Genomic DNA, 12,828 nt, shown 5'->3' on the forward strand with positions numbered 1-12,828 from the left:
TTAGGCATTCTGGTCGGCGACGGACAATTGCCCAATCCCGGCAGCGAGCGGATCATGGAGACCTTTTATAGTTTCCCGCTATATGCTGCGCGGATCACGCTGGACTATCAGCTCATCGTCAATCCAGCCTACAACCGCGACCGAGGTCCGGCTTCGGTGCTCGGTTTCCGGGTGCACACACAGTACTAGACTTGACGGGTACTGGATTTGATTGGTCCCTGACCTGTCTTGGCGATTCTTGGCGACGGGCGGCGGACCAACCGGGGAGCCTGAAAAAACTATTGGCGTGCGCTGGCGGCTTCTGCAATGAAATCCTGCCTTTGGCACGCCTCCCGAATTGGCTGCTGTTTCACTTAACCTCGTCGAATATCAACCCATCACAAACCAAGCCTATAACGGCAATCGCAAACCGGTCTCGATCTTTCCGGGCCGGCCTTCCTGCAAGCTCTAGACAAGGCTGCATCCATGGCACTTCAGGATCTTCGCGTACCGACACTGGGACAGGCGATGCGGCCCAACATCTGGGACGTCGTTGCCTTGATTCTCGTGATCGGCGCGATGGTGCTGATCGTCTATGGCGGCGAGCAGACCGCGGCGCCATTGTCCGCCCTCGATATCACCCCGGTGTCGCTCGATCCGGCCAATCTTCCGGCCTACGCGTTACGAACGACCATGCGGATGCTGCTGGCGATCGCCTGCTCGATCGTTTTCACCTTCATCTACGCTGCGCTCGCCGCCAAGAGCCGGCGCGCCGAAATGGTGCTGATCCCGCTGCTCGATATCCTGCAGTCGGTCCCGATCCTCGGCTTCCTGACCTTCACCGTCGTGTTCTTCATGAACCTGTTTCCGGGCAGCGTGTTCGGCGCTGAACTCGCCTGCGTGTTCGCGATCTTCACCAGCCAGGCCTGGAACATGACCTTCAGCATGTACCAGTCGATGCGCAACGTACCGAAGGATCTGGAGGAAGCCTCGCAAAGCTTTCACCTCTCGGGCTGGCAGCGCTTCTGGCGGCTCGACGTGCCTTTCGCGATGCCGGGCCTGATCTGGAACACGATGATGTCGATGTCGGGCGGCTGGTTCTTCGTGGTGGCTTCGGAGGCGATCACGGTCGGCAGCACCACCGTCACGTTGCCTGGGATCGGCTCCTACGTCGCATTGGGCATCCAAAAGCAGAACCTGCCCGCGATCGGTTATGCGATCCTGGCGATGCTTCTTGTCATCATCGCCTATGACCAATTGCTGTTTCGTCCTGTGGTGGCCTGGGCCGACAAATTCCGCTTCGAGCAGACCGCCTCCGCGAGTGCGCCGACATCCTGGATGCTGGATCTGTTTCGGCGCACCCGCGCGCTGCGCGCTTTGTCGTATCCGTTCGCGGCCATGAACAAGGCGATTTCGAATTTGCACCTGACCCTCCCGGCCGGCCTGAAGCTGCCGGCAAGAAGCGGCCCGCCATCGCGTGCGATCGATGCGCTGTGGCTGGTGTTGATCGTCACCAGCACCGGCTATGCCGCCTGGCGGACCTATGCCTATCTCTCGGCGACGCTGGGGCCGTCCGACTTCTTCAGCGCGATCGGATACGGGTTCCTTACGCTGACCCGTGTCATCGTCCTGATTTTCTTCGCGACCCTGATCTGGGTGCCGGTCGGGGTCTGGATCGGGCTGCGGCCCAAACTGGCCGAACGAATCCAGCCCCTGGCGCAGTTCCTGGCCGCGTTCCCCGCCAATCTCGCCTTTCCGGTGTTCGTCGTGGTCATCGTACGCTACGGGCTGAACGCGAATGTCTGGCTCAGCCCGCTGATGATTCTGGGAACCCAGTGGTACATCCTGTTCAACGTGATCGCGGGTGCCAGCGCATTCCCGACCGACCTGCGCGAGGCCGCCGGCAGCTTTCACCTCAGGGGATGGCGGTGGTGGACCAAGGTGATCCTGCCCGGCATTTTCCCGTATTACATCACGGGCGCCATCACCGCATCGGGCGGATCGTGGAATGCCTCGATCGTCGCGGAAGTGGCAAGCTGGGGCGACGCCCATCTGACGGCCGCGGGTCTTGGTGCCTATATTGCCACCGCGACCGAAGCCGGTGATTTTCCGCGTGTCGTTCTGGGTATCGCCATCATGTGCATTCTGGTGACGCTCTTCAACCGGCTATTGTGGCGGCCGCTCTACGCCTTCGGCGAGCGCCGTCTGCGTCTCGGCTGACCAGGAGAAATTCATGCTCGATCAAACCATCCAGAACAGCCTGCTCGATATCCGCGGCGTCTGCCGATCTTTTCCAAAGGGCAGCGGCGAGGATCTGCTGGTGCTCGAGAAGGTCGATCTGACGATCCAGTCGGGCGAAATCGTCGGCCTGCTCGGCCGGTCCGGATCGGGCAAATCGACGCTGCTGCGAATCATCGCCGGCCTGATCGCGCCGTCCTCGGGCGACGCCAAATGCCGCGGCGAAACCATTGTGGGACCGCCGAACGGCGTCTCCATGGTGTTTCAATCCTTCGCGCTGTTTCCCTGGCTGACGGTGCTGCAGAACGTCGAACTGGGCCTCGAAGCGCTGGGAGTCGAGAGCACCGAGCGCCGCACGCGGGCGCTGGCGGCGATCGACCTGATCGGTCTCGACGGGTTCGAATCCGCCTACCCCAAGGAATTGTCGGGCGGGATGCGCCAGCGCGTCGGATTTGCGCGGGCGCTGGTGGTGCATCCGGACCTGCTGTTGATGGACGAGCCGTTTTCCGCTCTCGACGTGCTGACCGCCGAGACGTTGCGTACCGACCTGATCGATCTGTGGATCGAAGGCCGGCTGCCGATCAAGTCGGTGCTGATGGTGACGCATAACATCGAGGAAGCGGTCCTGATGTGCGACCGCATCCTGGTGTTTTCATCCAATCCCGGCCGCGTCGCCGCCGAGATCAAGGTCGACCTGCCGCATCCGCGCAACCGTCTCGATCCGACATTCCGCCAACTGGTCGACAGCATCTATGCGCGCATGACCCAGCGCGCGGAAGCCAGATCGCCGGCGATCGAGGGCATCCAGGGCACCGGCGTCGGCATGATCCTCAACCACGTCTCGTCCAACGTGCTGTCGGGCCTGATCGAGACGCTGGCGGGACCACCGTATAACGGGCACGCCGACCTGCCGATCCTGGCCGGACACCTGCAGCTCGAAGCCGACGAGATATTCCACCTCGGCGAAGCGCTTCAATTGCTGAGGTTTGCGCAATTGAGCGAAGGCGACCTGATGCTGACGGATGCCGGCAAGCGTTTCGCGCATATGGCAACCGATGCCCGCAAGAAGCTGTTCGCCGAACACCTCATCAACTATGTGCCGGTGATGGGTCTGATCCGCCGCGTCCTCGATGAGCGGCCCTCGCACACGGCTCCCGCCGCGCGTTTCCGCAACGAACTCGAAGATTACATGTCCGAGGAATATGCGGACGAAACGCTGAAGACCATCGTGTCATGGGCTCGCTATGCCGAGCTGTTCGCCTATGACGAGCAGTCGGAACTGTTCAGCCTCGAAAATCCGCATTAGCGGCTAAACCATCGTCATTCCGGGGCGCGCGTTGGCGCGAACCCGGAATCTGGAGATTATCAGCTCGAGATTCCGGGTCCACGCGAAGACGCGTGTCCCGGAATGACAGGTGCATGGTCTTCACCCTACCATCGAGAACGTCTCCGCCCGCGCCATCGCCCAGGCTTCTCGGAAGCGCGGATCGCTGGTGCCGTCGATCAACTCGCCGGGGCGAAGCGAGGGATAGAGCTGCGCGAACGTTCGCACCTCGGTGGTTGACGAGCGTTGCGAGAAATGAATCGGCCGGATGTCCTGCGGATGATCGAGCCCGGCGGCCGCCAGCAGCTCGGCCAGCGCATGCAGGGTGGCGTGATGATAATTGTAGACCCGCTCGGTCTTGTGCGGCACCACCAGCGCGCGATTGCGCGAGGGGTCCTGCGTGGTCACGCCGGTCGGACATCGATCGGTGTGGCAGCTCAGGGACTGGATGCAGCCCAGCGAAAACATGAAGCCGCGCGCCGAATTGCACCAGTCGGCCCCGATCGCCATGGCGCGGGCCATGTCGAAAGCGGTGGCGATCTTGCCGGCGGCGCCGATCCGGATGCGGTCGCGGGCGTTGATGCCGACCAGCGCGTTGTGGACGAAATTGACGCCCTCGCGCATCGGCATGCCCAGATGGTCCATGAACTCCAGCGGCGCGGCGCCGGTGCCGCCTTCATTGCCGTCGACCACGATGAAGTCGGGATAGATTCCGGTCTGGATCATCGCCTTGCAGATCGCCAGGAATTCCCAGGGATGCCCGATGCAAAGCTTGAACCCGGCCGGCTTGCCGCCGGACAGCCGGCGCATCTCGCCGATGAAGGCCATCATTTCCAGCGGCGTCGAAAACGCCCGGTGTGACGCCGGCGAGATACAGTCCTCGTCCATCGAGACCCCCCGGATCCTCGATATCTCTTCGGAGACCTTCGCCGCCGGCAGCACCCCGCCATGCCCCGGCTTGGCGCCCTGGCTGACCTTGAGTTCGACCATCTTGATCTGATCGTCGCCGGCGACGCGCGCGAATTCTTCCGGATTGAAGGAGCCGTCGTGGTTGCGGCAGCCGAAATATCCGGAACCGATTTCCCAGATCAGATCGCCGCCGTTCTCGCGATGATAGGGACTGACGCCGCCCTCGCCGGTGTCATGCGCGAAACCGCCCTTTTTCGCGCCCGCGTTCAGCGCCCGCACCGCGTTGGGACTGAGCGCGCCAAAGCTCATGGCCGAGATATTGAAGACCGATGCCGAATACGGCCTGGTGCAGTCCGGGCCGCCGATGGTGACACGAAAGTTCTGGTCGGCGTGAACCTTGGGCGCCACCGAATGATGCATCCATTCGTAGCCCTCGCGATAGACATCCTCCTGGGTGCCGAACGGCCGCTTGTCGAGCACCATCTTGGCGCGCTGATAGATGACGGCGCGGGTGTCGCGCGAAAACGGCATGCCGTCCTTCTCGCTCTCGAAGAAGTATTGCCGCATCTCCGGCCTGATCTCTTCCAGCAGGAACCGCAGATGCGCCGAGATCGGATAGTTGCGCAGAACCGCGTGACTCTTTTGCGTGAGATCGCGAAAGCCGAGCAGCGTCAGCGCGCCGAAAATCAGGATCGGGATCAGAACCAGATCGAACACCTTGTGATCGACGATCCCTAAGCCGAGCAGCAACGCCGTGACGACGCCGCAAATCGTCAGAACGATGAAACGCGGCGAGAACGGAAGCATCAACGTTTCCATGAGACCCCTCAGGCAGATCTGCCGTTTTTGTTATTGTCGGCCGCGGCCTAATCCGACGCCAGAACAATCCTTTACACGATATCCAGCGTTGCAGGTCAGGGATATGACAGCGACTTCCATGAGGCTACCGGATCAGCCGGCGGAAGATCAATCCGTCGCGGAACAGACGGGTCCCCGGCCGCCTTGGGTTGTTTTGCAGTGCAACGTAGCCCGACCCATCTCGAACGGTTCAATGACTATGCGGGCGCATCTCCCCGGGAATTCCGCTTTTTTCCAGGCCGTTTTGCGCCAGCCACGCATCGGTGCTCCGGATGGCGCGCTCGATATGATCAGAGGTTCGCGAGAAATCATAGGGCGATCCGACCAGCGGGCATAGCGGCGGCACCACGAAGTATTCGATCTCGGGAGCGAGATCTTCCAGCTCGCTGACCAATTGCCGCGCGATCAGCAGCGTCAGCGCATGCAACGCATTGGCCACCGCGCCGGCCGGTGGCGCATGCGCTGAGCAGGCGTACCCCGTCGGCAGAATGATCAGGCGCCGCGCGCCCTTTGCGACCGCGACCTTGATCGGGGTATTGGCGGAGATCGCGCCGTCGACCAGATAAAAATCCTTGTAGGGCACTGGCGCGAAGGCGCCGGGGATCGCGGTGGAGGCGATGATCGCCTGCGCCGCCGACCCTTCCGACAACACGACGCTGTCACCGGAGATGATATCGGTGGTGACGATATGAACCGGGAGCTTGGCGTCCTGCAGGTTGCGATAGGGAAGATGATCGTCGATCAGTTTCTGAATCCCGTCATGCGGGATCAGGAAATCCCGGCGCCACAGAAATCCCAGCATGGTGCGCCAGCTGACCGGGAAAACGTCATGGCGCGTCAACCCGCGCCAGATGGTTTCGAGCTGCAGCACCCCTTTCAAGGTGGGATCGCCTGCATAGTAAGCGCCATTGAGGGCGCCGACGCTGGAGCCGACCACCATATCGGCGGAAATTCCGTGGGCGGCGAGCGAGTGCATCATGCCCACTTGAATGGCGCCGAAACTGCCTCCGCCTGCGAATACAAAGGCCGTTTTGGCGGGGCCAGCGTGGTTGGACACGGACAAAAGCTCTATCGCTCCCGGTATCGCCGCGTCACCAAAGCCGCGCTGCGTTCGGGAGCGGTTATAGCAGGCGATGAGCCGACTGCACCATCAACAATGGTTGTGTCAGCCGAGCGCGTTGATGCAATATGAGCGCGTACGACAACTGTCATTCCCGGATGGTCCGCGGGACCAGACCTCAGATGTGCAATTGCACATCGGGAAATCTCGAGCTTCCGGGTTCGCGCTAACACGCGAACCGGACTGACGAGGCGGGAAATACCTCAGCGTTCCACGAACGCCTTCTCGATCACGAAATGGCCGGGCTCGCTGTGGCTGCCCTCGAGAAAGTCGCGCGCCTCCAGCGTCTGGCGCAGCTCCTCCAGCATGCCCGGGCTGCCGCACATCATGATCCGGTCGGTTTCGATATCCAGCGGTGACAGATCGAGATCGCCAAACAATTGTCCGGAGGTGATGAGATCGGTGATGCGGCCGCGGTTGCGGAACGGCTCGCGGGTGACGGTCGGATAATACTTAAGCTTTTCGGTCAGCAGCGGTCCGAACAATTCGTCGTCGCGCAGTCTTGCGACCAGCTCTTCGCCGTAGGCCAGTTCCGAGACTTGCCGGCAGCCGTGAACCAGCACGATGGTTTCAAACCGCTCATACACTTCGGGGTCCTTGATCAGGCTCGCGAATGGCGCGAGCCCCGTTCCGGTCGACAGCAACAGCAGGCGCTGGCCCGGGATCAGATTGTCGGCGATCAGCGTGCCCGTCGCCTTGCGACCGACCAGGATGGTATCCCCTTCCTTGATCTGCTGAAGCCTGGAGGTCAGCGGCCCATCGGCGACCTTGATCGAGAAGAATTCCAGTTCTTCCTCGTGATTGGCGCTCGCCATGCTGTAGGCGCGCAGCAGCGGTCGGCCGTCGACCTCCAGGCCTATCATCGCAAACTGTCCGTTGAGGAATCGGAAGCCGGAATTTCGGGTGGCGGTAAAGCTGAAAAGCGTATCGGTCCAGTGCCGGACAGAAAGAACTTTCTCTCGATGGAATGCGCTCATGAGTTTTGGTTTTTCCGCTTGCTATAATGTAGAACGATTGCGTTGTGGGGGCCGAGAACAGGGCAAAAACCCCTGCAATGACTGGAGATTTCATTGAAGATTTGGAATGTGACCTACGCCAATATCAGGGATAGTCAACCAGACCTGACGCATAGTTGAAGGCGCAAAATGGCAGGCTGCTGATGCGCGAAACGGCTCGGCGTCGATTCATCGCAAGGCGGCGTGGCTGCGCAATTAACTTGCTGAAATCGGCATCGATCGGGCAATTAATTGCCACGGCCAGCCGGAAATCTCGTTAGGGATAAGAGCACGTCATTCGAGTACCCAGCGCAGCGGATATTGCATGCGAAGCCCCAGCGAATTTCGATCGGGAAAGCCGAGTTCCTATCCGGATCAGTCGATCTACGCGGCCCTTGCCTGCGCTGAATTCGGCCTGGCATTTCGCGACCTCGACGGCGGCAGCGGGCTGGTCTTCAGTGTGGCTTCGCCAACCAAGACCATTCATTTCGGCGCCGGACGATGCGCGTGGTATCCGCAAAACAATGCCACCGCCGCGACCCTGGCATCGGACAAATATTTCACCAACCGGATCCTTGAAGACGCCGGTGTGGTGACGCTGGGCGGCGAATATTTCTTCCTGCATGACCGGCATCGCGCCCACCGGCCGGCCGGCCATGAGCGCGACGACGCATCGGAATATTTCAGAGCATTGGGCGGGGCCGCATTCATCAAACCCTTGCTGGGATCGCGCGGCGATTTTGCGCAGGCCATTCACGGTGAGGCGTCGCTCGATCGATATCTGCGGGAGGTTTCACGACATTACGACGCGATATTGATTCAGCCATTTTTTTGCGGTCGCGAGTACCGGGTCTTTCTGCTCGATGACGAAATCGTCTATGCGGCGCGCAAATATCCGCCCGTTGTGCTGGGCGATGGCGTCAGCGCGATCCGCGATCTCCTGGTCGCACACAACGCAGCTTTGCAGGCCCGCGGCCTTTCGCCGGCCGCGGCGCAACACGACCGCTCGCTCGACACCGTGCTCGCCAAGGGCAAGCATTGGGAGATTCCCGGACGGATGAATCTGAGCGCGGGAGGAACGATGCGGATCGAAGCGCTAGGCTCCGATGCGGCCATCGCCGTGGCGCGGAAGGCCGCCCAGGCACTCGGCCTGCGCATCGCCGCCATCGACCTGTTCACGGATATCGAGGGAGAACAGAACGCGATACGGGTCATTGAAGTGAATTCCAACCCGTCGATCCGGCTATTGGAACAATCCGGCCGCGGCGACCTGATCCTGAAGATCTGGCGCCATACGTTTGCAGCGATGGGATTGCTCTAGTGTTTGAGCTTCCGAAATACGGCGATGGCGTTTGCCTGGCGCGGATGGCGGAACTGCTCGACGTCCTCAGCGTCGATCGGGCCCGGCTGCAGCGTATCTCGGTGGTGGTGACGGGGTCCAACGGCAAGGGTTCTACCGCGGCATTCTGCGCCGCTATCGGCCGCGCTTATGGCGTGCGCGCGGGATTGTTCACCTCGCCGCATCTCTATCGTTTCAACGAACGGTTTCAGGTCGATGGCGCATCCATCGGCGATGACGATCTGGCGCGTCTGGTGTCGCGGATCGAAGCCGCGATAACAGAAATTTCGCAGCGCCGCGGCGAGAAATTCGGCGCCTTCGAAGCCATGTTCGCGCTGGCCTGCGTCTATTTCGAGGAAAGCCAATGCGCCTTCGCGGTGTTCGAGGCCGGCATCGGCGGCCGCTATGATCCGGTACGCCTGGTCGGCGCGACCGTAACCAGCGTGACGTCCGTCGACTATGAACATGTCGAATTGCTCGGCGATTCGCTCGAACTGATCGCTTCCGACAAGAGCGATGCCTGCGCCTCCGGGGGCACGGTCGTCTATGGCGAGAATTGCCGAAGCCTGAAGCCGCATCTGGTCGAATATAATCGCCACCGCGGCATCACGTCGCTGTTCGTTCGCGACCAGATCAGGATCGGCGGCGAAATCGTCGCGCCCTCGGTGCAGCGGTTCGACTTCGGTTTCGCCGATACCGAGTTCCGGTCCCTCGACATCGGCTTGCTGGGCAGGTTTCAGTTCAACAATGCCGCCATCGCGATCACCCTGTTCGTGCTTTGGCTGCAACGGGTGCGGCCTGATCCCGCCGGGATCGAAGCGGCGGTGCGATCGGGCCTGCGCGACGTCAGCTGGCCCGGCCGCCTCGAGATCATCAGGCGAGATCCGCTCACGATCGTCGATGTCGGCCACACCCCCGACGGCATCCGGCAATCGCTCGCAAGCCTCCAGGCGATTTACGGCGCATCAGGATGGATCCTCGTGGTCGGCGTTTCCTTCGACAAGAAGCTCGACGAGATCGTGGGCGCGCTGGCGCCGTCATTCGACACCATCGTCTGCACCACGGCGCACCACAAGGGCGGCAATGCGGAACATATCGCCGCCACGGTGCGCCAGATCAATCCGCAGGCCGCCATTCACATCGCCGCCACCATCGCGGACGCGGTCAGCCTCAGCCGGACGCTGGCCGCATCACTGAACCGGAAAATCTATGTGGCCGGCGGATTGTTCACTGCGATCGAATTCGGGGTTGCCGCCCGGGGCGGTCGCGCGCAGGACCTGGATTTTTTCTGAGGCCATTTCCTTTGGCGACGTTTTTTTTGGGGCATCGCGGGCCAGATCAACGGCCGTTAACCGATCATTAACCATACTGGATCGATGGTTTCGGCAAAGCCGGAGCCTCGCATGAGCGATATATCCCTGTCATCGATAGCATCTTCCACATCCGCCGCGATCGGAAAACAGGTCTCCGATCTGAAGACAGCGGCGAGCGCGACCACCGCGAGCTTTGCGAGCGCCCTCACCAAGGTCCAGTCCGCGGTGGGCGTCAAACCCAAGACGGGCTTTACCGCCGGCCCCACTTACGAGGCCAGCACCCTGGCCGGTCAAACCAAGGCCGCTTTCAATAACACCATCGCCGCAACCAAATCCGTGCTTCACATCAATCCGTGAAGCGTGAAGGTATCAGCGGCTCGGTCGTGCAGACCCTAGTTGCTCACGCCCTCGGTATCGTCGAGCGCCTTGAAGGAATCCTCAAGCTGCGGCGAGATCGCGACATTGAGTCTTTCGCCGGTGGGCAGGCGGGCGGTAAACCACTTGTTGTAGAGCGGGATCAGGTCGTGGTTGGTGCCGAGCTTGCGGAAGGTGCGTTCTACCACCGCGGCCAGTTGCGGCTCCCCCTTGCGGTACATGATGCCGTAGGGATCGTAGGACAGATAGTCACCGGTGACGCGAAACTTGTCCTGTGATTTGTGCCGCGCGATCAGGCCGTACAACAGAATATCGTCGGTCGCGAAGGCATCGGCCTTGCCGTCCACCAGCATCTGATAGGATTGCTCGTGATCCGGCGCCACCACGATATTCAGACCGAGCGCGAACTTCTTGTCGAGCGCGCGCATTGCCTGCTCGTTGGTGGTGCCCTTGGTGACCACGACGGTCTTGCCCTGCAGGTCTTTCGGCACCGAGATCGTCGAATCCTTCGGCACCATCAGTTTGGTTCCGGCCACGAACATCAAAGGCGAGAACGCGACCTGTTTGGCGCGCTCCGCATTGGCCGTGGTCGATCCGCATTCGAGGTCGATCTTGCCCTGCACCACGGCCGGAATGCGGTCATCCGAGGTGACCTTGACGTATTCTATCTTGAGGTTGGAATCGTCGACCTCGACGCCGATTTCATCGACGACGGCCTCGCAAAGCTCGAGGCTGTAGCCGATCGGCCGGTTGGCCTGATCGAGAAACGAGAACGGCGGTGAACTCTCGCGATAACCCAGATGCACGACATGCGTGCTCGCGATCTTGGCCAGCGTCGGACTAAGCCCTTCGCCGCCGCTCTGGGCGGCCGCGGCCGTTGCCAGCAGACACGCTGCCAGCAACAGGCCGCCGGCCCGGATCGATCTCCCCATTTTTTGGGGCATGATGGCTTGGCACATGCATCGCTCCCGTCAATGGCCGGCCATTGCGGGAATTTCGCCGGGGATCATATCCGGCGGCACGGCGTCGTCGGCACCGAGCGCGTGCTCGGGCGCGAGTTCGCCCTCCCATTTCGCCACCACCGAGGTCGCCAGCGAGTTGCCGATCACATTGGTGGCGCTGCGTCCCATGTCGAGGAACGTATCGATACCCATGATCATCAACAGGCCCGCCTCGGGAATGCCGAACTGGCCCAATGTCGAGGCGATCACCACCAGCGACGCGCGGGGAACGCCGGCGACGCCTTTCGAGGTGATCATCAGGGTCGCCAGCATCGCAAACTGGGTGCCGAGCGACATCTCGATCTTGTAGGTCTGCGCGATGAAGATACTGGCAAAGGTGCAGTACATCATCGTGCCGTCGAGGTTGAACGAATAGCCCAGCGGCAGCACGAAGCTCGAGATCCGCGCCGAGGCGCCGAAGCGGTTGAGGCCCTCCAGCGTCTTGGGATAGGCGGCCTCCGAACTCGCCGTCGAGAACGCGATCATCAGGGGTTCGCGGATCAGCCGCAGCAGATGGCTGTATCTGGGCCCGATGACGATGAAACCGACGATGACGAGGATGCCCCACAGCAGCATCAGCGAGATATAGAAGCCGCCCATGAAGACGACCAGCTTCCACAGCACCCCAAGACCGTTCTTCGACACCGTCGCCATGATCGCAGCCCACACCGCAATCGGCGCGAACTTCATCACATAGCCGGTGACCTTCAGCATGATGTGGCCGAGGTCATCGATCAGCGACAGCATCTGCTTGGAGCGTTCCGGCATCGCCCCCAGCGCGACCGAGAAAAACACCGCGAAAACCACGATCTGCAGGATTTCATTCTGCGCCATCGCGTCCGCGATCGAGGTCGGAATCAGATGGGTCAGGAATTTCTCGACCGAGAACGCCGATACCGGCAAGCCGGTCGATTGCGCCTTGTCCGGCAGGGTCCCCGGAAAATTCGCGCCCGGCTGCAGCAGATTGACCATCACCAGGCCAAGCAGCAGCGAGACAAACGAGGCGCTGATGAACCAGCCCATCGTCTTGGCGAAAATCCGTCCCAGCTTGGCGCCGCTTCCCATATGGGCGATGCCGCCGACCAGGGTAGCGAACACCAGCGGCGCGATGATCATCTTGATCAGGCGCAGGAACAGCATCGCGATCAGGTTTACGTCTGCTGCGATATCGGCCCTGGTGTCGGGAAGATAGTTGAAGACCAGCGTCCCCATCACGATGCCAAGCGCCATCGCGATCAATATGTACTGCGTAAACCTGTTAGACATGTGTCCTTACCCCCGTAAGCTCCAGCCATCCCGAGTTTGGCAGATTTCGGGGCCGACGCAACACGCTTCCTCCGCTGGCGGTTTGCCACAATGTTCCCGTTGTGGAATGAG

General features: G+C 61.3%; 11 protein-coding genes. 6 read left to right on the forward strand and 5 right to left on the reverse strand.

Features of this window, described 5'->3' with window-relative positions:
* From ABR948_RS07860 to ABR948_RS07870, 3 genes are all read left to right on the forward strand, one after another.
* On the forward strand, positions 1-189 hold a 189-nt coding region (locus ABR948_RS07860), incomplete at its 5' end, for a carbohydrate porin (RefSeq protein WP_428115467.1).
* A gap of 276 nt (positions 190-465) precedes the next feature.
* Complete coding sequence (locus ABR948_RS07865; RefSeq protein ID WP_428115469.1) at positions 466-2,199, forward strand: ABC transporter permease; 1,734 nt, start codon at positions 466-468, stop codon at positions 2,197-2,199.
* Between the two features lie 13 nt (positions 2,200-2,212).
* Entirely contained in the window at positions 2,213-3,523 is a 1,311-nt protein-coding gene (locus ABR948_RS07870) for an ABC transporter ATP-binding protein (RefSeq protein ID WP_428115471.1), read from the forward strand.
* A gap of 120 nt (positions 3,524-3,643) precedes the next feature.
* Here ABR948_RS07870 and ABR948_RS07875 read toward each other — a convergent pair whose 3' ends face one another.
* The 3 genes from ABR948_RS07875 to ABR948_RS07885 all read right to left on the reverse strand — a co-directional run bounded on the left by ABR948_RS07875 (position 3,644) and on the right by ABR948_RS07885 (position 7,405).
* Complete coding sequence (locus ABR948_RS07875) at positions 3,644-5,269, reverse strand: FMN-binding glutamate synthase family protein (protein ID WP_428115474.1); 1,626 nt, start codon at positions 5,267-5,269, stop codon at positions 3,644-3,646.
* Between the two features lie 229 nt (positions 5,270-5,498).
* Entirely contained in the window at positions 5,499-6,365 is an 867-nt protein-coding gene (locus ABR948_RS07880; protein WP_428115476.1) for a patatin-like phospholipase family protein, read from the reverse strand.
* Between the two features lie 266 nt (positions 6,366-6,631).
* Entirely contained in the window at positions 6,632-7,405 is a 774-nt protein-coding gene (locus ABR948_RS07885) for a ferredoxin--NADP reductase (protein WP_428115479.1), read from the reverse strand.
* Between the two features lie 343 nt (positions 7,406-7,748).
* Here ABR948_RS07885 and ABR948_RS07890 point away from each other — a divergent pair, with 343 nt between their 5' ends.
* The 3 genes from ABR948_RS07890 to ABR948_RS07900 all read left to right on the forward strand — a co-directional run bounded on the left by ABR948_RS07890 (position 7,749) and on the right by ABR948_RS07900 (position 10,432).
* A complete protein-coding gene (locus ABR948_RS07890) occupies positions 7,749-8,744 on the forward strand; it encodes a hypothetical protein (protein ID WP_428115482.1) in 996 nt (331 codons plus the stop codon).
* Positions 8,744-10,054 carry a bifunctional folylpolyglutamate synthase/dihydrofolate synthase gene (locus tag ABR948_RS07895; RefSeq protein WP_428115483.1) on the forward strand — a complete coding sequence of 437 codons (1,311 nt, stop codon included), beginning with the start codon at positions 8,744-8,746 and terminating at the stop codon, positions 10,052-10,054. Before ABR948_RS07890 ends, ABR948_RS07895 begins: the two co-directional genes overlap by 1 nt.
* A 111-nt stretch (positions 10,055-10,165) precedes the next feature.
* Positions 10,166-10,432: a hypothetical protein gene (locus tag ABR948_RS07900; protein ID WP_428115485.1), complete on the forward strand. Its 267-nt coding sequence runs from the start codon at positions 10,166-10,168 to the stop codon at positions 10,430-10,432.
* Positions 10,433-10,467: 35 nt separating this feature from the next.
* Here the strand turns inward: ABR948_RS07900 and ABR948_RS07905 are convergent, their stop codons facing one another.
* Both ABR948_RS07905 and ABR948_RS07910 read right to left on the reverse strand, forming a co-directional pair.
* Positions 10,468-11,409 carry an amino acid ABC transporter substrate-binding protein gene (locus tag ABR948_RS07905; RefSeq protein WP_428115488.1) on the reverse strand — a complete coding sequence of 314 codons (942 nt, stop codon included), beginning with the start codon at positions 11,407-11,409 and terminating at the stop codon, positions 10,468-10,470.
* Between the two features lie 12 nt (positions 11,410-11,421).
* Positions 11,422-12,717, reverse strand: coding sequence for a dicarboxylate/amino acid:cation symporter (locus ABR948_RS07910; protein WP_428115490.1), 1,296 nt, complete (start codon positions 12,715-12,717; stop codon positions 11,422-11,424).
* Positions 12,718-12,828: the final 111 nt, after the last annotated feature.

This window comes from Bradyrhizobium sp. (genome assembly GCF_050014615.1).
Taxonomy (GTDB): Bacteria; Pseudomonadota; Alphaproteobacteria; order Rhizobiales; family Xanthobacteraceae; genus Bradyrhizobium.

Coding starts and splice junctions, on each gene's coding strand:
- ABR948_RS07865 (WP_428115469.1), top strand. CDS start 466: ATGGCACTTCAGGATCTTCGCGTACCGACACTGGGACAGGCGATGCGG.
- ABR948_RS07870 (WP_428115471.1), top strand. CDS start 2,213: ATGCTCGATCAAACCATCCAGAACAGCCTGCTCGATATCCGCGGCGTC.
- ABR948_RS07875 (WP_428115474.1), bottom strand. CDS start 5,269: ATGGAAACGTTGATGCTTCCGTTCTCGCCGCGTTTCATCGTTCTGACG.
- ABR948_RS07885 (WP_428115479.1), bottom strand. CDS start 7,405: ATGAGCGCATTCCATCGAGAGAAAGTTCTTTCTGTCCGGCACTGGACC.
- ABR948_RS07890 (WP_428115482.1), top strand. CDS start 7,749: ATGCGAAGCCCCAGCGAATTTCGATCGGGAAAGCCGAGTTCCTATCCG.
- ABR948_RS07900 (WP_428115485.1), top strand. CDS start 10,166: ATGAGCGATATATCCCTGTCATCGATAGCATCTTCCACATCCGCCGCG.
- ABR948_RS07905 (WP_428115488.1), bottom strand. CDS start 11,409: ATGTGCCAAGCCATCATGCCCCAAAAAATGGGGAGATCGATCCGGGCC.
- ABR948_RS07910 (WP_428115490.1), bottom strand. CDS start 12,717: ATGTCTAACAGGTTTACGCAGTACATATTGATCGCGATGGCGCTTGGC.